Here is an 18594-nt window from a genome sequence, read left to right as displayed (position 1 = left end):
TTGGCGGGGGAAAACGCCTCGAAAAGGCCGAGATCCGCGATCCCGCATGACGTAGCGGCAAGACTCAGCTAGCCTTACCCTGCGGCGGACCTGATATCCGCCTGGCCGGCGCTATCAGACACCTCCCAAGCGGCGCCGGCCTTCTTCTTCGCGGCGAACGCCTGCTAAATTAGCACTAATTAAATTTAGAATATTCGCACTTGCAGGAAATTAGGGTCTTTCTGGCATGCAAGCCGCAGGTCTTTGGGGTGTTGCGGGAAGACAGATGCGCGGGCGGAGCTGGATAAAGGCGTTGCGTCAGGAGGAGGCACGGCAGGTGCGCGCACGCATCGCCGAACTGGAGAGAAACCTGACGGCGGCGTCCCCGACCCGAGCCCGTCAGCAGCGGCAGGAGGCCGGGCACGAACTGCGCAATGCCAAGTTCCGACTCGAGCGCCTTGAGGAATGCATCGCGTCAATGCCTTGAGGTTCAATCTGCGCGAACCGCGTTGTGGGAACCAAGCACCATCTCTCCGGTTGATGCTGATCACAGGAGAACCGTCACATGATCCGTTTGCTTCTGGCAGGTACCTTTGCCTTTCTTGCCTACCGCCTCGCGCGCAAGATGATCGATGACGTGCCCGGCGACATCGATCCCCTGTTGCTCCCCGCATCGAGAAGTGACCGCGACGCTCTGCGCCGCCAATCGGCGGCCATGGGTGTCGATCCCATACGCTAATTCGTCGTGCCGCTTCCTTGTTGCGAACAAAGCGGAAACGATGCTTGATGGGCGATGAACCTTGCCGCCCATGATTCGACTTTTCTGGAGCCGACTGCCCAGCCTGCCTATCTCGCCCGGCTGAACGACGCTCAGCGTCAGGCCGTCGAGCATGGTGACGGCAAGATCGCCGGGCCCTTGCTGGTCATTGCCGGCGCGGGCTCGGGCAAGACCAACACGCTGGCGCATCGCGTCGCCCATCTCATCGTCAGGGGAGCCGACCCGCGCCGCATCCTGCTGATGACCTTTTCGCGCCGCGCCGCATCCGAAATGGCAAAACGTGTCGAGCGTATCGCCGGCGAGGTGCTCGGCCGCGACGCCGCTGTCATCACCGATGCGCTGACTTGGGCCGGGACCTTTCACGGCATCGGCGCGCGGCTGTTGCGCGACTATGCGCTGGAGATCGGCCTCGACCCGGCCTTCACCATCCATGATCGCGAGGATTCCGCCGACCTGATGAATCTCGTGCGTCACGAGCTCGGCTTCTCCAAGACCGAGGCTCGCTTCCCGACCAAGGGCACCTGCCTTGCCATCTACTCGCGCGCCGTCAACGCGCAGGCGCCGCTCGGCGAAGTGTTGGGGGCGGCCTTCCCCTGGTGCGCCGGCTGGGCGGGAGAACTGAAGCAGCTGTTCGCCGGTTATGTCGAGGCCAAGCAGGCGCAGAACGTGCTCGATTACGACGATCTGCTGCTCTACTGGGCGCAGATGGCGGCCGAGCCGGAAATCGCGGCGCATCTGGGCGGGCGTTTCGACCATGTGCTGGTCGACGAATACCAGGATACCAACCGGCTGCAGGCGTCGATCCTCATGGCGTTGAAACCCGACGGTGCCGGGCTGACGGTGGTCGGCGACGATGCGCAGTCGATCTATTCCTTCCGCGCCGCGGAGGTGCGTAATATCCTCGATTTTCCAAAACAGTTCGCGCAGGCCGCCGATGTGGTGATGCTGGAGCGCAACTACCGCTCGACCGAGACCATTCTGGCGGCCGCCAATGCGGTGATCGGCGAGGCTTCGGAGCGCTTCACCAAGAACCTGTGGTCGGAGCGCAAATCCACCGACAAGCCAAGGCTGGTCACCGTGCGCGACGAGGTCGAGCAGGCGAACTTCGTCTGCGATACGATCCTTGCCGAGCGTGAGGCCGGCACGGCACTGAAATCGCAGGCGGTACTGTTTCGCGCCTCGCACCATAGCGGGCCGCTGGAGATCGAGCTGACGCGGCGCAACATTCCCTTCGTCAAGTTCGGCGGGCTGAAATTCCTCGATGCCGCCCATGTCAAGGACGTGCTGGCGGTGTTGCGCTTCGCCGAAAATCCGCGCGACCGCGTCGCCGGCTTCCGCGTGCTGCAGCTGATGCCGGGGATCGGCCCTTCAGCCGCGGCACAGATCGTCGAGACGATGACGACAGCACTTGATGAGGCGATGGGGCTGGCCGGCTGGCGGCCGCCACAACGCGCGGCGGATGACTGGCCGAGCTTCGTCGCGCTCTATTCCGGCCTGCGGGCCGGCGCCAAATGGCCTGCGGATCTCGAACAGGTCAGGCTCTGGTACGAGCCGCATCTGGAGCGCATCCATGAGGATGTCATCACGCGCCGTGCCGACCTGCTGCAGCTCGAGCAGATCGGCTCGGGCTACGCCTCGCGCGAACGGTTCCTGACTGAGCTGACCCTCGATCCGCCGGACGCCACCAGCGACCAGGCCGGACCGCCACATCGCGACGAGGACTATCTGATCCTGTCAACCATCCATTCGGCCAAGGGCCAGGAATGGAAGAACGTCTTCGTGCTCAACACGGTTGATGGCTGCATTCCGGCCGATCTCGGTGTCGGCACAAAGGAGGATATCGAGGAGGAGCGCCGGCTGCTCTACGTGGCAATGACGCGGGCCAAGGACAGCCTCAACCTGGTCATGCCGCAGCGCTTCTTTCCGCATGGCCAGGCGGCGCGCGGCGACCACCATCTCTACGCCTCGCGCACGCGTTTTATCCCGGCCTCGATCCTCGCCGCGTTCCAGCAGATGTCGTGGCCTGGCGTGCAAGCGGCGCAGGGCAGGGCACCCCGACCGGAAGTGCGCGTCGACATCGGCGCGCGCATGCGCGGCATGTGGAAATAGCTGAAATCATGGCGCGGCCACCGGTCAGGATCGCCATCGCCGGCGCGTTGGGCCGCATGGGCCGCCAGATGGTGGAGGCCGTGCAGGCCGATCCGCGGCTGGCGCTCGTTGCACGCTTTCATCGCCCGGATAGTGTCGGCGACGGGCTGGTGAGCCGCGACGACGCGCTTGCCATGGCCGACGTGGTGATTGATTTCACCACGCCGGCGGCTTCGGCCGACCTGGCGCGGTTTTGCGCGAACGGGGGCGGCCCCGCTTTGGTGGTTGGTTCGACGGGTTTCGATGCCGCCGAACTGGCTGATATCGCCGACGCCGCGAAAACGATTCCCATTGTCCGCTCCGGCAGTTTTTCGCTCGGGCTCAATATGCTGGTCGGATTGGTGGAACAGGCGGCGAGAGCGCTCGATGCCGATGACTGGGATGCCGAGATTTTCGAGGCGCATCATCGCCACAAGGTCGATGCGCCGTCGGGCACCGCACTGATGCTGGGCCAGGCCGTTGCCGGTGGACGCGGCGTCGAACTGGACGCGGTCGCAAGGCGCGTTCGCGACGGGCTCATCGGCGCACGTCCGGCCGGCGAGATCGGTTTTGCGGTGGCACGTGGCGGCAGCATAATCGGCGAGCACAGCGTCAGCTTCTGTACCGAGGGTGAACTCGTTACCTTGTCGCATGCGGCCGGCGACCGCGTCATGTTCGCCCGTGGCGCGATCGCCGCGGCACTTTGGGTCGCCGATCGGTCACCCGGCGAATACGATATGCGCGACGTGCTTGGTTTTGCCGCCTCGTGACCCACGGCGGCTTCCCTTTCAACAACCGTCAAAACGACTGAAAGCCAGCTGAAAGCTTGGGCGTGCAATGACGGCATTGCGGCGTTCGCCGTGTGACCGGTGCGGGAGCGGCCGGCAAGGAGGAATGCGGCACAGCCGGGATGGCGCGCCGCCCAGGTGGAGGAAATAAAGTGACCGGTTTCATCTCGAAACGCGTTTTGCGTTCAGCAGCCCTGACGCTTGCCCTCGTCGCCACTGGTGCGACGGCAGCATCGGCGGCGGACAAGATCACCATCATCGTCGGCGGCATGGAAAAGCAGATCTACCTGCCGGCCATGCTTACCCAGCAGCTCGGCTACTTCAAGGATGAAGGGCTCGATGTCGAGCTCGTCAATTCCCGTGCCGGCGTCGAGGCCGAGAACGAATTGCTGGCCGGTGCCGTGCAGGGCGTCGTCGGCTTTTACGATCACACTGTCGACCTGCAGTCCAAGGGCAAATACATCCAGTCGATCGTCCAGTTCAGCCAGGCGCCGGGCGAGGTCGAGCTGGTCTCCGCCAAGCATCCCGAGATCAAGTCGCCGGCCGATTTCAAGGGCGCCACGCTCGGCGTCACCGGTCTCGGCTCCTCGACCGATTTCCTCACCCAGTACCTTGCCGTGCGCAACGGCTTGAAGCCCGGCGACTACACGCTGCTGCCGGTCGGCGCCGGCAACACCTTTATCGCCGCCGTCAAACAGGATCAGATCCAGGCCGGCATGACCACCGAGCCGACCATCGCGCAATTGCTCAAGACCGGCGAGGCCAGTGTGCTGGTCGACATGCGCACGCCCGAAAAGACCAGGGAAGCGCTGGGCGGCGACTATCCGGCGGCGTCCTTCTATGTCCAGTCTTCCTGGCTCGAAGGCCACAAGGACGAGGCCCAAAAACTCGCCAATGCCTTCGTCAAGACGATGAAATTCATCGCCACGCATTCGGCCGAGGAGATCGCCGACAAGATGCCGAAGGACTATTACGCCGGCAACAAGGACCTCTATGTGCAAGGCCTGGCCGGCGGCAAGGCGATGTTCACGCCCGACGGCCGCATGCCGGCCGATGGCCCGGAGACGGTGCTGAAAGTTCTGTCGACTTTCTCCAAGAGCCTCTAGGGCAAGCAGATCGACCTGTCGAAGACCTTCACGACGGAATTCGTCGACGCCGCCAAATAGCGCCGTCCGATGGGTGCGGATTTCCGCTCCGCGCGTTGAAGAACAACAAGTTGCGCCGCTTGGCTGAATCAGTTCGGCAGCGGCGCCTTTCCGGATGCCGATGACGGTAAGCCTGCTGGCCGACCGGCGGCGTCTCCGCGCCAACACCTCAGGAGTGCGCCATGCAAGTGCAAACCATGGCGGCCGAGAAGCTGTCTCAGGCCGCGCCACCCGCCGACGCCGCTATCGCCATCGATGATGTGACGCTGCGCTTCGTCACGCCCGACGGCCATATGATGACGGCGATCCGAGACTTCACCATGACCGTGGCGCGCGGCGAATTCGCTTGCGTGGTCGGGCCGACCGGCTGCGGCAAGTCGACGACGCTCAACCTCGTCACCGGACTCCTGCGGCCGACAACCGGTGATGTCCGCGTCATGGGCAATCCGGTCACCGACATCAGCCGCGACATTGGTTTCGTCTTCCAGGCCGATGCGCTGTTCCCGTGGCGCAGCGTCCTCGACAATGTCGCCGCCGGTCCGCTCTATCGTGGCACGCCGAAAGCTCAGGCCTATGAGCGGGCGCGCGACTGGATCGCCCGCGTCGGCCTCGGCCGCTTCGAAAAGCACTATCCGCACCAGCTTTCGGGCGGCATGCGCAAGCGCGTCGCACTGGCGCAGACCTTCATCAACCAGCCCAAGATCCTCTTGATGGACGAGCCGTTCAGCGCGCTCGACATGCAGACGCGCACCGCCATGCAGGACGAGTTGCTCGACCTGTGGTCGGAGCAGAAATCCTCTGTCGTCTTCGTCACACACGACCTGGAAGAGGCGGTGGCACTGGCCGACAAGGTCTATGTGCTGACCGCCGGGCCGGGCACGGTCAAGAGCGTCTACCGCATCGACCTGCCGCGCCCGCGCGTCATGGCCGACATCCGCTACGACCCGAAATTCATCGAGATCGCCAAGGTGATCTGGAGCGATTTGCGCGAGGAAGTGCAACTCGGCCAGAGCCGTGGCCTGCAGGCCAGCCATTGAAAGGAGAAACAGCATGACCGCAATCTCTCCGACCGCCAATCAGGCCGCCGTCCGCGATGCTTCGATTGCCGTTGCCGAAGCCCGGGCGAGGGCACGGCTGCGCCGGCGCCATGCACTCGTCATCGGCCTGCGCCTGGCTATCCTTGTCGTCTTCCTTGGCCTGTGGGAACTCGGCGCCGACTACAATGTCATCGACCCGTTCTTCTTCGCCAGCCCTTCCGGCATCTGGGACCAGATCTGGGTGTGGGTCACCGAGGGCACGTCGCAAGGGTCGCTCTGGCTGCAGATGTATGTGACGCTGGAGGAGACCTTCCTCGGCTTCGTCATCGGCGCCGTTGGCGGTATCGCCGCCGGCATCATCCTTGGCCGCAACCGGCTCTTGGCGGATGTCTTCTCGATCTACATCAAGATCGCCAATTCGGTGCCGCGCGTTGTGCTGGGCTCCGTGTTCATCATCGCACTCGGCCTCGGCATGGCCTCGAAGGTGGCGCTTGCGGTGGTGATGGTGTTCTTCGTCGTCTTCGCCAACGCCTTTCAGGGCGTGCGCGAGGCCGACCGTGCGATGATCGCCAACGCCCAGATCCTCGGCGCGTCGCCGTTCCAGATCACCACCTCGGTGATCATCCCCTCGGCGATGAGCTGGATCCTTGCCAGCCTGCATGTCAGCTTCGGCTTTGCCCTGGTTGGTGCCGTCGTCGGCGAGTTCCTCGGGGCCAAGCAAGGCATGGGCCTGCTGATCTCGACCGCGCAAGGTGCCTTCAACGCCAATGGCGTTTTCGCCGCCATGATCATCCTGGCTGTCATGGCGCTGGTGGTGGAGTTCATCATCACCCGCTTCGAGAACTATGTCGTCAAATGGCGCCCGGCGCCCTTCAACGAACAGGGCGCCTGATTGGTCAGGCCAGGGGCAACCTGACCTCGACCACCAGACCGCCGGCCGCGCCATCCCGCAGGGTGACGCGGCCGCCGGCGTTTTCGACGACCTCGCGCACGATGGCGAGCCCCAGGCCGCTGCCCTCCTCGGTCGAGCCGGCGATGCGGTAGAAGCGCTCGAACACATGGTCTCTTTCGTCCGGCGGAATGCCAGGCCCGTCATCAGCAACCGTCAGCACGGCTTCGCCATCGACGGCCGCCAGTCTCACCGTGACGCTGCCGCCTGACGAGGAATAGCGCAGCGCATTGTCGACCAGGTTGACGATCATTTCGCGCAGCATGGTGCCGTCGCCGACGATCGGCACGGGGCCGGTCTCTTCAAGGCCGAGATCGATATTGCGGGCGATCGCCGCCGGCGCCTGCGTTTCCAGCACGTGCCTGGCGGCCTCGGTCAGGTCGATGCGATCGGCGCGTGGCCGCCGGCTGCCGGGCTCGGCCCGCGATAAGGTGAGCAACTGTTCGGCCAGCCGGGCCAGCTTGCCGGAGCTTGCCTGCAGCGCCACCAGCGCTTCCTGGCGTGCGTCGGGCACAGTTTCTCTCAAGGCATAGCTCGCCTGCGTCGAAAGCAGCGCCAGCGGCGTGCGCAACTGGTGGGCGGCATTGGCGATGAAGCGGCGCTGCGCCGCCATCTGCCCCCGCACGCGCTCCATGTAGACGTTCAGCGCGTCGATCAGCGGCCGGATCTCGCTTTGCGCGCCCGGCACTTCAACCGGGTCGAGATCGCTGCGGCTCGGCGAGCGCACCGCGTCGCGCAGCCGGATCAGCGGCGCCAGGCCCCGGCGCAGGCCGAGCAGCACGAACACGCCGGCAATCGCCACCAGAGCCAGCTGCTGGGCAAAGGCACTGAACCACAGCCGCTTCACCATCGCGTCATGGCCGGCAAGCGTAACGCCCACGGTGACCGATATCGGCGAGTCGTCGCCGGCACCGATGACGGCATGGCTGAGGGTAAGGAGCCGTAGCGCGTGGTCGCGATAGCTGGCCCCGACGCTGGCATGCTGCGGCGCCTCGGGGAGGTCCGGATAGCCGGTCAGCAAGCGCCCGCCGGCGGTCTCGACCCGGTAATAGACGCTGTCGCGGTCGCCGGTGTCGAACATCTCGATGGCAGCCGGAGGCACCGTTGCGTCGAGCACGCCATCGACCATCGCGACCTGCTCGGCAATCGCCCGCGCCGAGCCGACCAGCATTCGGTCGGTGACCAGATCGGCGGTCGCCAGCGCATTGCGCTGGCTGGTCCATAGATTGATGGTTGCCAGCCCGGCGAGCGGCAGCACCACCCAGGCCAGCAATTGCAGCCGAAGACTGTTAATCCTCATGGCGCAACAGATAGCCGAGGCCGCGCAAGGTGGCGATCTGGACCCGCGACCCTTCGAGCTTCTTGCGCACACGGTGCACATAGATCTCGATGGCGCTTGGATCCGCATCGGTCTCGAAGTCATAGATGGCAGCCGACAGTGCGGCCTTGCTCACGGTGCGCCCGGCCTTCACCATCAATTGTTCAAGCACCGCGTGTTCTCGCGGCGTCAGTGCCAGCATGTCGCCAGCGAGCGAAAACAGCCGCGTGTTGGTGTCGAAGACGAGATCGCCGCAGGTAACGACAGGCGCGGTGCGGTCATTGGCGCGGCGCAGTTGCACGCGGATGCGCGCTTCGAGCTCCTCGATCTGAAACGGCTTGGCGAGATAGTCGTCCGCGCCTTCGTTGAGGCCTTTGACCCGGCCATCGAGACTGGCGTTGGCGGTCAGCACGATGACCGGCACTGCGTTGCCGCGTGCCCGCAGCATGCGCAGCACCTCCATCCCGCCCATTCGCGGCAGCGCCAGGTCGAGGATGACGAGCGCATGATCGCCGGCCGCCAGCGCATGCTCGACATCCTCGCCGTCATGGACGATGTCGACCACATAATTCGCCTGGCGCAAGGTCTTGCCCAACCAGTCGGCGAGTTCACGATTGTCCTCAACAAGCAGCAGTCGCATATCTATGGCGGCCCGGATCCTATCTCCCAGCGGAACGCCCAAGGCTTGATCGGCCGCGGCCCCCCTGATCTCTCTTGAATGAGCGACAGTATCGATCTCAACGCAAGACAAATGCGGCTCTGGCGCGGGGTAACAGCAGACCCTTCCTGGTTCAAATCAGCCTGTTTTCGCATACAAATCGAACCGAACGGTTCGGTTCTGATTGACAGATTGTACCGCAAACGGTGAACAATGGCCTCCAAAATCACTAGGCCTTCGTCAGAAGGGAAGAGTTTAACAGAATGAAATAATTGGATAATTTGCGTCTGGTTTGCCGCGGCGCAATATTCATTGTCTATAATATAACGAAATCCTGCAGGACCGGGGCGACTGGAAATCCCAAAAGGCATTCCCTACTTCGGGGTGGTCCGAGCGACGCGAAATTCCTCCCAAGGGCACGCCACTAGACGGACAGGACAGATAAATACTGGAGTAAAGAAAATGACCAAGATCGCTCTTACCGCAGCCGCCATCCTCGTTGCCACGGGCGCCGCTTTCGCCGGCAGCGACAACTTTAACTCGGCCAACGTCAACCAGCCCGCCGCCACTGTCGACCATTCGGTCACCGCTTCGATCTCGAAGTCGACCGCAACCGTCCAGACCCAGGCTCCGCAGGGCGCTGACCGTAACCTCTTCGGCCGCTAATCGCGACTGTCGATTTCAATCCGACCTTCAATTCAGGAGTACTTAAAATGACCAAGATCGCTCTTACCGCCGCCGCCATCCTTGTTGCCACGGGCACCGCTTTTGCCGGCAGCGACAATTTTGGTTCCAACAATGTCAACCAGCCGGTTGCCAACCAGTCGGTCTCCAACGTCGACAACACGCATACCGGTTCGATCGCCAAGTCCGTAAAGGTACAGGGCGACGCCAATGCCAACGTGCCGGCTCAGTCGGGCCAGGGCATCTGGGGCCGTTAATCCCTTCAAACCACGGTAGACGACAAAGAGCGGTGGGCTTGGCCCGCCGCTCTTGTTTTTTGTGCATGGGGATAAGTGCCAATGCCGATCGAGTTATGGGGAAGGCAGGGCTCCGCGGTTCACATGGGGGTTGATCGAAATCGAACCGGTCGGTTCAACTTATGTTGACGAGCCGTGAGGGGATGGGGACTGCTGATTCAGCAAATCGCCGTACCATGCATTGGGCGATTTCCTATAACCATATGATATTGATCAATAAAATTTCTGGTGTTCTGCCATTTGGCCGAGGTCGGACGTCTCGATCCGGTGTGTGATGGAACATCTTCGTGATTGGAAGTCGGCGAATGAAAAAACCACTTCCAGCCTGTCCGAGCGACGCGAAATTCCTCCCAAGGGCACGCCACTAGACGGACAGAACTGGAAATACTGGAGTAAAGAAAATGACCAAGATCGCACTTACTGCCGCCGCCATCCTCGTTGCCACGGGCACCGCCTTTGCCGGCAGCGACCATTATAATTCGGACAACGTCAACCAGCCGGCCATCACGGCGCCCGCCGGCAATATCGACCACAGCCACACGGCTTCGATCCGCAAGCCGGTCGAGCATCACGGCTTCAAGCTGACGCCCGATTCAAACCAGCCGGAATCCGGCCAGGGTATCTGGGGCAACTGAGCCGACGCTCAAGCAGGCTTCGATAATAACAAAGAGCGGTGGGCCTGGCCCGCCGCTCTTGTTTTTTGTGCGACAGGGCAGGTGGCATCGGTATGGCCAATCTGCGCATCCGGCAGAAAAAGCGTCCACCTCCAGGAATAAAACCGGGTGGCCCCGGGTCTTATCCCCAGCGGAACCGTCCTCCCAAGACGCCGCACAACGGATGAACAGGAGATTGAAATGAACAAGATTGCTTTCGCTGCCCTCGCTCTTCTCTTTGCGACCGGCGGCGCTTTTGCCGGCAGCGACCACTTTGGCTCCGACAATGCCAACCAGCCGGTTGCTTCGATTGCCGGCGTCGATCATGCCGTCACCGGCGCGGTCAAGAACACGGATATGGCCGGGCACAAGGCAGCCGACGCCAAGATGAAGACCGCCACCGACTGGCCGGAACCCGGCCAGGGCATCTGGGGGAACTGAGGGTTCGGATGCGGCGGACTTGTCCGCCGCATCCGCCCGGCATGGGCTTTTAGCCCAAATCCTTCGGGCGCAGGCAATGCGTCAGCCGCGCGGAGACCAGGGTGGACCACTCGCCGTCGGAGACAAAGCGCGCGAGGGCTGCCGTGGGGAACTTTTCCTCGAACCTCTTGTGCGCCTTGGCATCCGAGCCCGGACCGGCGAGCTGTTTTGCCAGGTTCTCCAGTCCAGGATTGTGGCCAACCACCATCAGGCAGCCGCTCGACCGGTCGGCCTTGTGGATCTGGCCCAGAATATCAGCAGCCGAAGCTTCATAGAGCGGCTGGGCAAACGCGACCCGTGGATGCGCGGGCAACTCCGCGGCGACCAGCCGCCAGGTGTCGCGGGTGCGCAGCGCCGACGACACCAGCACCTGGTCCGGCAGCCAGTCGCGCGCCGCAAGCTCGCGCCCCATCAATTTGGCCGCCTTCAATCCGCGCTCGGCGAGCGGCCGATCGAAGTCGTCGAGATCAGGATCGTCCCAACTCGATTTGGCATGGCGCAGGAGAAGAAGTTGTCTCATCGCCGCACTCTCGGCTCAGGGCGTGATCCGCGCCAGATGTTCCAGGTCGGCTTCCTCGCGCAGCGGGTCGGGCGCCATCACCACCGAGGTGCCGTTGTCGGCGTCATCGGCAAAGTGGGCAAGCACCGTTCGCCCGCCCTCCATGCGCGCCTTGCCCTCGGCGACCAGCCCGAGGGCCAGCGGATAAAGCCGGTGCTCGGCCTTCAGCACCCGGGCAGCCAGCGCATCCGCATTGTCGCCAACCATCACCGGCACGGCCGCCTGCGCGATGATCGGCCCGTCATCCATCTCGGATGTGACGAAATGCACGGTGCAGCCATGGATGCGCAGGCCGGCGGCCAGCGCGCGCGCATGAGTGTCCAGGCCCTTGAACGCCGGCAGCAGGGCAGGGTGGATGTTGATCATGCGGCCTTGCCATTTCTGGACGAAGCCTGATGTGAGGATGCGCATGTAGCCGGCCAGCGCCACGATCTCGGCATTGAAGGCGTTAAGCGCCGCGTCGATCGCCGCGTCATGCGCCTGCTTGCTGCCATGGTCGGCGCGGGCAATGACTTGCGTGGCGATGCCGCGCGCCTTGGCGATGCCGAGGCCGGCGGCGTCCGCCTTGTCGGAGATGACGCCGACGATCTCGGCCGGGAAGGCCGGGTCGCTGGCAGCGGCGATCAGCGCGGTCATGTTGGAGCCGCGCCCTGATATCAGGACAACTGTGCGTTTTCTGCTCATAGGCCGATCGAGCCCCGATAGATGACGCCGGCATCGCGGCGCGGCACGATGCGGCCGATCGGTGTCACTGTCTCGCCGGCTTCCTGCAGCACGGCGGCGACCTGTGCCGCCTGGCCGGACGCGACCGCCAGGATCATGCCGACGCCGCAATTGAAGGTGCGCATCATCTCTTCCGGCGCCACGCCGCCGGTCTTGGCCAGCCACGAGAACACCGGCGGGACGTCGATCGCTTCGAGATCGAGCTCGGCCGAAAAGTCCTTGGGCAGCACGCGCGGAATGTTTTCCGGGAAACCACCGCCGGTAATGTGGGCCAGCGCCTTGATGCCATGCGTGTTGCGGATGGCCTTGAGGATCGATTTGACATAGATGCGGGTCGGTTCGAGCAGCGCTTCGGCCAGCGTCGCCTCGTCGTTGAATGGCGCCGGATCGCTCCATGCCAGGCCGCTGGCGGCGACGATGCGGCGCACCAGCGAGAAACCGTTCGAATGCAGGCCGGAGGAGGCGAGGCCGAGCAGCACATCGCCTTCGACAATGTCGTCCGTGGGCAAAAGCTGGCCACGTTCGGCCGCGCCCACGGCAAAGCCGGCGAGGTCATAATCCTTGCCGTGATACATGCCTGGCATTTCCGCCGTCTCGCCGCCGATCAGCGCGCAGCCGGCCTGACGGCAACCTTCGGCGATGCCGCCGACGATCGCCGCCCCCTGGTCGGGGTCGAGCTTGCCGGTGGCGAAATAGTCGAGGAAGAACAGCGGTTCGGCGCCCTGCACGACGATGTCGTTGACGCACATGGCGACGAGGTCGATGCCGATCGTGTCGTGCTTGCCGGCATCGATGGCGATCTTGAGCTTGGTACCGACGCCGTCATTGGCGGCGACCAGCACCGGATCGGTGAAACCGGCGGCCTTGAGGTCGAACAGGCCGCCGAAACCGCCGATCTCGCCATCGGCGCCCGGCCGGCGCGTGGCGCGCACCAGCGGCTTGATCTTCTCGACCATGAGATTGCCGGCATCGATATCGACGCCGGCCTCGGCATAGGTGAGCCCGTTCCTGCGCTTGCTCGTTTTGGACTGGCCCGTTTTGTGCTGGCCAGTTTCGCGCTTGCTCATCACAATTTTCCTGCTCGTTTGCGGGCTCTTCGCATGAACGGTTTCGGTCCGCAAGGATAACGGCCGAACCGAGCGCCATTTGGCCTGACAAAAACGTGGATAGCCTGGCATCCCGCATGGCGCTCGCGCTTGGAACGGACTGCTTCTCCCTTGTGTCGCCCTTCCGTCTCCCTCATCTATCCCGAAAGAGAATATGGCGGGACAACACGTTGACCATCCCCAACCTGATCAGCATCCTGCGCCTTGTCCTGGTGCCTGCCGTGGTGCTGGCCATGCTGCAGGCGCGCTGGGACTGGGCCTTTGCCGGTTTCGTCATTGCCGGCGTGTCGGATGGTGTCGATGGCTTTATCGCACGCCGTTTCAACCAGCAGTCCAGGCTTGGTGCCTATCTCGACCCGATGGCCGACAAGCTGCTTCTGGTTTCGGTGTTCGTCGTCATGGGCTTCACCGGGCAGTTGCCGCTGTGGCTGGTCGTCACCATGGTATCGCGCGATGCGCTGATCGTCTGCGCGATCCTGTTGTCCACGGTAATGGCTCATCCCGTCGAGATAAAGCCGTTTCTGGTATCGAAGGCCAATACAGCCATCCAGATCGTGCTGGCGGCGGTTGTGCTGGGCGAACTCGCCTTTGCCGTGCGCCTCGACCCTTTGAGGCAGGGCCTCATATTGCTGTCCGGGGTCTTGACCGTGGCTTCGGCCGCAGCCTATCTCGTGGCTTGGCTGAGGCATATGAGCGGCTATGGCGAAAGCTCCAATCAGGACATCTGAGAAAGAAGCGGCAGTGATCGAGGCTGCGGCTGCCGATCTTGCCGCGTCCTCCGCGTTCCGCCGCCAGATCTTCTTCTGGCTGGCCGGCGCGGCGATCCTGGCGCTTTTCCTCTATGTCTTCAGCGCCATCCTGTTGCCTTTCGTCGCCGGCATGGTGCTTGCCTATTTCCTCGACCCGGTCGCCGACCGGCTGCAGCGGCTCGGCCTGTCCCGCTTCATGGCGACGGTGGTCATCCTCATCACTTTCCTCATCGTGCTGGTACTGGCCTTCGTCATCCTCATTCCGGTGCTGGCGACGCAGATGGCCGATTTCGCCGGCAAGCTGCCGGAATATCTCACCCGGCTGCAGAGCCTGATCACCTCCTTTGATCCGAAATGGCTGGAGCAGAGATTCGGCGTCAATGCCAATGGCTTGCGTGACGGACTGAATTCGCTGCTGACCTCGGGCTTCGGCCTGATCACCACCGTATTCACTTCGCTGTGGAGTTCCGGCATGGCACTGGTCTCGGTGGTCAGCCTGTTCGTGGTGACGCCGGTCGTTGCCTTCTACATGCTGCTCGACTGGGACCGCATGGTGGCGGTCATCGACAGCTGGGTGCCGCGTGACAACGTCGCGACCGTGCGCGCCATCGCGCGTGACATCAACACAGCGACCGCCGGCTTCGTGCGCGGCCAGGGCACGCTCTGTCTGGTGCTGGGCGCCATGTACGCCACTGGCCTGACGCTGACCGGGCTGAATTTTGCGATCCTCATCGGCCTGTTCGCCGGGTTGATCTCCTTCATCCCCTATGTCGGCTCGCTGACCGGGCTGGTGCTGGCCGTCGGCGTCGCCTTCGTCCAGTTCTGGCCGGATTGGACGATGATCGTCGCCGTCGCTGTGGTCTTCTTCATCGGCCAGTTCATCGAAGGCAACATCCTGCAGCCCAGGCTGGTGGGCAAAAGCGTCGGCCTGCATCCGGTGTGGCTGATGTTCGCGCTGTTCGCCTTCGGCGCGCTGTTCGGCTTCGTTGGCCTGCTGATTGCCGTGCCGGCTTCCGCGGCCGTTGCTGTGCTGGTGCGGTTTGCCATCGCCCGCTATCTCGAATCGCCGCTCTACAAGGGCCGCGCGACCGAGCCCTTGCCGCCATTGCCGGCAGATCGCGGCGGCGGCCACCGCACGCAGCCGCGTCGCTGAAGTGACTGCCCAGCGAACCGATCCGCCGCGCCAGCTGCCGCTCGATCTCGGCCACGGCACCGGCTATTCGCGCGACGAACTTGTCGTCTCCGGCACCAACAACCAGGCGGCGGCGCTGGTCGACCGTTGGCCCGACTGGCCGGCGCCGGTAGTGGTGCTGGCAGGTCCCGCCGGCTCCGGCAAGACGCATCTGGCTGCCATCTGGCGCGCGCGTGCCAACGCGGTGGCCGTGAATGCCGGGCGCATTGGCGACGGCATCGCAAACCTTGGCGCCCGGCCGGTGCTGATCGACGATGTCGACACAGGCGCGATCGACGAACAAGGCCTGTTCCATCTGATCAATGCGGTGCGTGGCGCCGGCTCGACGCTGCTGTTGACGGCGCGCCGTTTTCCGTCGGCCTGGGGTGTTTCCCTGCCTGATCTTGCCTCGCGGCTGAAAGCGGCGGCGACGGTCGAAATCCACGAGCCCGATGATCTCCTGCTCGCCGGCGTCATAACCAAGCTGTTCGCCGACCGCCAGGTCGAGGTCGAGCCGCATGTCGTGCAGTATCTGGTGCGGCGCATCGAACGCTCGCTGGCGACCGCCATGCGCGTGGTGGAGCGGCTGGACCGCACCGCGCTCGAGCGCAAGACGCCGATCACGCGGGCGCTGGCGGCCGAAGCGGTCAGCGCCATGGACGAAGGGCAGGGCGCGTTCTAGATTTGACGCATGTCGCCCAGACGTGCCCTTGGGACACGACATGCACAAACAGGACATGGGGCGGGCCGCATCGATCTGTTTTGGTGCAACGCGCTCCGGGTGACTCGGTGTTCAGACGGTCGGCAAATGCGAAGCGTGTCCCATTTTGGGAAATAACAGCTGGCATCCATCTTGCAGCGCGAGGTTGCCGGCTGACCCCGGTCCTGATTGCGTTCCAAATCAGGTTGTAGGCTCGCCGGGAATGAGGTTGTTGGGGTTCTCGCCCGGCGAGCTTACCTTCAAACGCATCGAGCGATCATCTGTGCGGCGGCCGCGACCATTCTGACCCGCCACGGCCATGCGGCGGCGCGGCTAGTCGATGTCCGGCAAGAAAGGCCGCCGAGGCCTGATCGCCGCAGCCCACCGTGGCATCGCCGCACGGCCGGCAGCGGCCAAAGATGGCAATGCGATCACGCCAATGGCTATCGATACGGCATTTTTCGAAAGGGATGGTCGGAGTGGAGAGATTCGAACTCCCGACCCTCTGGTCCCAAACCAGATGCGCTACCAGCCTGCGCTACACTCCGAACGGTCTGTTGCCTATTCATTTCGGTGCTGCATGGCAAGTGCAAAAACCTTGCCGCCATGCGCATTGCGCAGTAATGACGGGCAAAGGGCGGCGATGCTGCCTTGCACAACAATGAGGTGGCCATGTCCGCGCGCATTTTCAGCCCAGCCAAAACCGCGATGCAGTCCGGTAAGGCCAAGACCGGCCACTGGGTGCTGGAATTCGATCCCGAGATGCGCAAGAAGATCGATCCCCTGATGGGCTATACGACCTCTGGAGATATGAGAAGCCAGATCAGGCTCACCTTCGACACGCGGGAAGAGGCCGTGGCTTACGCCGAAAAGGAAGGGCTTGCCTTCCGTGTCGAGGAGCCGAAAGAGACCAAGCGCCGCCAGATTTCCTATGCGGAAAATTTCCGCTATGACCGCAGGACGCCCTGGACGCATTGAACGGCGGCCAGCGCCAGATATCCAGCCGGCCCTTTTTTGGCCGGCCAGCGGTCCCGTAGCTCAGCTGGATAGAGCACCGGCCTTCTAAGCCGATGGTCACAGGTTCGAATCCTGTCGGGATCGCCAACAATTTCAAAGATACCCGATCTGCGAGCAGAATCTGCCTGTCGAACCGTCTCCAGATCAACCGGCTGGTATGTCTTTGGAGGGCGTTCGATGTCGAGATCGAACTCCGGCCGACGTCCGGCTACTGAAACAAACGCACGATTCGTGTTCCGAGCCCGATGGTGAACTGGCCTTCGTGAGCGGCGAAGTCCCAACCGAAGAATGCCAACCAGCAAAAGAGTAGAATGGAGAAACGCATAATGAGCGGATGCTAAATTAGAGATCTTAACGAATGTTAACGCGCGTGTGCAGTTCCCCGTTCCCACGGCCGTTCGGACGATCCGGCCCCTGGTGTCCTGGCGTTTGCTTCCGCGCCCGTGATGGCTGCTTTGCTAAACACGCAAACAGCTTTCGCATAAAGTCTGCCACCTTTCCGGTTTTTCGTTTCGCAATGGAACTTGGAGGAACGGGTCCGCTGGTAAGGCATGGCTAAACCCGCTAGTTGGGTTTGGATCATAGTTTTCCACCGTTAATCCGGGCACCCGGACCGATTTTCTTGCAGGAGTTTCCGAGACTCGACTATTAGGACACCCTTATGCAGCGTCGGCACGCAATTCGAAGGGTCAAGGATGGGCTCTGGGAGGTCTACGACATAGACAACGACGAGGTTGTGCTCGTGGGTGGAGTGGCCTTGACAAACTTGCTGGATGAAGAGGCACTCGACGCCTTAGACCTGATAATGGGTGGATTCCTGACCCCGAGCCAGTCCAGAAGGGCAAAGCGCTAAACAGGATCTCGCATCGTTCACTGCGCCAAGGTACCAGTTCCGCACGACTAGATGCTCGTGGGATTTTGCAATGTCAGACGCGCACGCTGATCCTCAGCGAAAGCGACTGCATCGGCCTCCCGTTCGAAGGCTCTGGAATACGTGTTGCGGTTCGTTCTTACGATGCGGACAAACCACTCGCCCAGGGATCGGGAGATTTCTACGGATGGGGAAGACGGTTTGTTGTCGGCCATGGACTTACCTTAAAAACCGGCGGCTTCGGAACATCTCACGAAACCCGTCGCGCCTCTCTCGGCGGCAGGTCGCCCGCCCAGGGATCATGCCGGGTGCTTTGTTCCCCCTGCTGATCCCGGCCACGCAATTGCGATGCCAACTTGGCTGATCCAGAACGAGACAGCATCCAGATGGCTGTTGACGGTGCGCAAAGCTCGACGGGCGATCCGGAATTATTTCGTGATCTGCCGAGATTGGAACCTTAGGCCCCATGAGGCGTTCGGGGCCTTGTATTCGCGGAACCTCATAAAAGGGCAATGTGCGGGCCAGCGAATGGGCGGGGCAAAACAAGTGCGGGTTGGGGGAGGAGAAGCCAGGCCATGTCGAAACGAGAAATTGGAACGTCCCCTGCCTTGGGGCGGCGTATCGCTGAACTCAAGGCCAGAATGCAGGATGCCGAAATTTCCGACTATGAGATGAAGACCTTCCACAAGGTCGCCGCCATCATGGGAGCAGGCGACGGCTCGCTACGACTGGATGCCGACGACTTGATCGCCGCATCCTTCGTTGTGGAGGCGAGTCGACCGGCGCCCGGCCGTTGACGTTCGGGA

22 protein-coding genes and 2 tRNA genes are annotated in these 18594 nt (G+C 63.0%); 18 read left to right on the top strand and 6 right to left on the bottom strand.

The window, feature by feature from the left end; genetic code table 11:
• The first annotated feature begins 316 nt into the window (after positions 1–316).
• From AC07UC_RS25575 to AC07UC_RS25545, 7 genes are all read left to right on the top strand, one after another.
• Entirely contained in the window at positions 317–466 is a 150-nt protein-coding gene (locus AC07UC_RS25575; protein ID WP_494907806.1) for a hypothetical protein, read from the top strand.
• A 78-nt stretch (positions 467–544) separates the two neighbouring features.
• Positions 545–718, top strand: coding sequence for a hypothetical protein (locus AC07UC_RS25570; protein WP_494907805.1), 174 nt, complete (start codon positions 545–547; stop codon positions 716–718).
• Positions 719–772: 54 nt separating this feature from the next.
• Positions 773–2866, top strand: coding sequence for an ATP-dependent helicase (locus tag AC07UC_RS25565; protein ID WP_494907804.1), 2094 nt, complete (start codon positions 773–775; stop codon positions 2864–2866).
• 8 nt (positions 2867–2874) lie between these two features.
• Complete coding sequence (dapB, locus tag AC07UC_RS25560) at positions 2875–3654, top strand: 4-hydroxy-tetrahydrodipicolinate reductase (protein WP_494907803.1); 780 nt, start codon at positions 2875–2877, stop codon at positions 3652–3654.
• Positions 3655–3824: 170 nt separating this feature from the next.
• Complete coding sequence (locus tag AC07UC_RS25555; RefSeq protein ID WP_494907802.1) at positions 3825–4778, top strand: ABC transporter substrate-binding protein; 954 nt, start codon at positions 3825–3827, stop codon at positions 4776–4778.
• A 221-nt stretch (positions 4779–4999) separates the two neighbouring features.
• Positions 5000–5854: an ABC transporter ATP-binding protein gene (locus AC07UC_RS25550; protein WP_494907801.1), complete on the top strand. Its 855-nt coding sequence runs from the start codon at positions 5000–5002 to the stop codon at positions 5852–5854.
• Positions 5855–5867: 13 nt separating this feature from the next.
• The gene (locus AC07UC_RS25545; protein ID WP_494907800.1) at positions 5868–6746 is read left to right on the top strand and encodes an ABC transporter permease; all 879 of its coding nucleotides are present in this window, start codon (positions 5868–5870) and stop codon (positions 6744–6746) included.
• Positions 6747–6750: 4 nt separating this feature from the next.
• Here the strand turns inward: AC07UC_RS25545 and AC07UC_RS25540 are convergent, their stop codons facing one another.
• Complete coding sequence (locus tag AC07UC_RS25540) at positions 6751–8103, bottom strand: sensor histidine kinase (RefSeq protein ID WP_494907799.1); 1353 nt, start codon at positions 8101–8103, stop codon at positions 6751–6753.
• Positions 8093–8761, bottom strand: coding sequence for a response regulator (locus tag AC07UC_RS25535; RefSeq protein WP_494907798.1), 669 nt, complete (start codon positions 8759–8761; stop codon positions 8093–8095). Before AC07UC_RS25535 ends, AC07UC_RS25540 begins: the two co-directional genes overlap by 11 nt.
• 480 nt (positions 8762–9241) lie before the next feature.
• Here AC07UC_RS25535 and AC07UC_RS25530 point away from each other — a divergent pair, with 480 nt between their 5' ends.
• From AC07UC_RS25530 to AC07UC_RS25515, 4 genes are all read left to right on the top strand, one after another.
• Positions 9242–9445: a DUF680 domain-containing protein gene (locus tag AC07UC_RS25530; RefSeq protein ID WP_494907797.1), complete on the top strand. Its 204-nt coding sequence runs from the start codon at positions 9242–9244 to the stop codon at positions 9443–9445.
• Positions 9446–9492: 47 nt separating this feature from the next.
• On the top strand, positions 9493–9720 hold the full coding sequence (locus tag AC07UC_RS25525; RefSeq protein ID WP_494907796.1) for a DUF680 domain-containing protein: 228 nt from the start codon (positions 9493–9495) through the stop codon (positions 9718–9720).
• 440 nt (positions 9721–10160) lie between these two features.
• Positions 10161–10394, top strand: a complete 234-nt coding sequence (locus AC07UC_RS25520; RefSeq protein ID WP_140768295.1) for a DUF680 domain-containing protein — start codon at positions 10161–10163, stop codon at positions 10392–10394.
• Positions 10395–10613: 219 nt separating this feature from the next.
• Positions 10614–10853: a DUF680 domain-containing protein gene (locus AC07UC_RS25515; protein WP_494907795.1), complete on the top strand. Its 240-nt coding sequence runs from the start codon at positions 10614–10616 to the stop codon at positions 10851–10853.
• 49 nt (positions 10854–10902) lie between these two features.
• Here the strand turns inward: AC07UC_RS25515 and AC07UC_RS25510 are convergent, their stop codons facing one another.
• From AC07UC_RS25510 to purM, 3 genes are read right to left on the bottom strand one after another with little or no spacing between them, the layout of a single operon-like run.
• Positions 10903–11412: a SixA phosphatase family protein gene (locus tag AC07UC_RS25510; RefSeq protein ID WP_494907794.1), complete on the bottom strand. Its 510-nt coding sequence runs from the start codon at positions 11410–11412 to the stop codon at positions 10903–10905.
• A gap of 15 nt (positions 11413–11427) precedes the next feature.
• Positions 11428–12135, bottom strand: coding sequence for a phosphoribosylglycinamide formyltransferase (gene purN, locus AC07UC_RS25505; RefSeq protein WP_494907793.1), 708 nt, complete (start codon positions 12133–12135; stop codon positions 11428–11430).
• Positions 12132–13241: a phosphoribosylformylglycinamidine cyclo-ligase gene (purM, locus tag AC07UC_RS25500; protein ID WP_065004974.1), complete on the bottom strand. Its 1110-nt coding sequence runs from the start codon at positions 13239–13241 to the stop codon at positions 12132–12134. The genes purN and purM overlap by 4 nt, the downstream gene beginning before the upstream one ends.
• Before the next feature lie 209 nt (positions 13242–13450).
• On the opposite strand from purM, the gene AC07UC_RS25495 reads away from it, so the two are divergent.
• Genes AC07UC_RS25495 through hdaA form a run of 3 tightly spaced genes read left to right on the top strand, consistent with a single transcriptional unit; the run spans position 13451 to position 15882 of the window.
• Positions 13451–14008 (top strand): CDP-alcohol phosphatidyltransferase family protein, encoded by a 558-nt coding sequence (locus tag AC07UC_RS25495; protein ID WP_140768288.1) that lies wholly within the window; start codon positions 13451–13453, stop codon positions 14006–14008.
• Positions 13980–15182 (top strand): AI-2E family transporter, encoded by a 1203-nt coding sequence (locus AC07UC_RS25490; RefSeq protein ID WP_140768286.1) that lies wholly within the window; start codon positions 13980–13982, stop codon positions 15180–15182. The genes AC07UC_RS25495 and AC07UC_RS25490 overlap by 29 nt, the downstream gene beginning before the upstream one ends.
• A 1-nt stretch (position 15183) precedes the next feature.
• Complete coding sequence (hdaA, locus tag AC07UC_RS25485; protein ID WP_494907792.1) at positions 15184–15882, top strand: DnaA regulatory inactivator HdaA; 699 nt, start codon at positions 15184–15186, stop codon at positions 15880–15882.
• A gap of 489 nt (positions 15883–16371) precedes the next feature.
• Here hdaA and AC07UC_RS25480 read toward each other — a convergent pair.
• Positions 16372–16448 (bottom strand) — tRNA-Pro (locus AC07UC_RS25480).
• Between the two features lie 124 nt (positions 16449–16572).
• On the opposite strand from AC07UC_RS25480, the gene AC07UC_RS25475 reads away from it, so the two are divergent.
• The 4 genes from AC07UC_RS25475 (at position 16573) to AC07UC_RS25460 (ending at position 18585) form a co-directional block, all read left to right on the top strand.
• Entirely contained in the window at positions 16573–16878 is a 306-nt protein-coding gene (locus AC07UC_RS25475; protein ID WP_015318428.1) for an ETC complex I subunit, read from the top strand.
• Between the two features lie 49 nt (positions 16879–16927).
• Positions 16928–17004, top strand: a tRNA-Arg gene (locus AC07UC_RS25470).
• A 574-nt stretch (positions 17005–17578) separates the two neighbouring features.
• The gene (locus AC07UC_RS25465) at positions 17579–17770 is read left to right on the top strand and encodes a hypothetical protein (protein WP_140768282.1); all 192 of its coding nucleotides are present in this window, start codon (positions 17579–17581) and stop codon (positions 17768–17770) included.
• Between the two features lie 593 nt (positions 17771–18363).
• On the top strand, positions 18364–18585 hold the full coding sequence (locus AC07UC_RS25460) for a hypothetical protein (RefSeq protein WP_140768280.1): 222 nt from the start codon (positions 18364–18366) through the stop codon (positions 18583–18585).
• The last annotated feature ends 9 nt before the right edge of the window (positions 18586–18594 follow it).

Source organism: Mesorhizobium sp. GW821-FHT04C10, assembly GCF_059420305.1.
This window is presented reverse-complemented; position numbering and strand designations above follow the sequence as displayed.